Here is a 274-nt window from a genome sequence, read left to right on the forward strand (position 1 = left end):
TCCCACGTCCAGCCAGTAGCCACCCGGCGCATAGGCGTAGGCTTCACCGGCCTTCACGAGGTTCGGGATCAGTTCGTCGCCGATATCACCCAGGTGGGCGGCGTCCGGGTCTTCCTTTTTTCCGGCGTCCTTCTGCCGAGCGCCTTTCTTTTCCGCGGCGATGCGGTCCAGGGTGGCGAGCAGCTTCGGGGCATCGTACACGAACACCTCGGTGGTGATCTGGTCGCTCGTGGGCTTTTCCGGCTTGTAGTCGAAGCGCTTCACACGCCCGTTT

1 pseudogene is annotated in these 274 nt (G+C 63.1%); it reads right to left on the reverse strand.

What is annotated here, in order from left to right:
* A pseudogene (locus RYX56_RS22270) lies at positions 1-274 on the reverse strand (hypothetical protein); the annotation flags it as partial.

This window comes from Alkalihalophilus lindianensis (assembly GCF_032843265.1).
In the GTDB taxonomy this organism is placed as follows: Bacteria; Bacillota; Bacilli; order Bacillales; family Bacillaceae_D; genus Alkalihalophilus; species Alkalihalophilus lindianensis.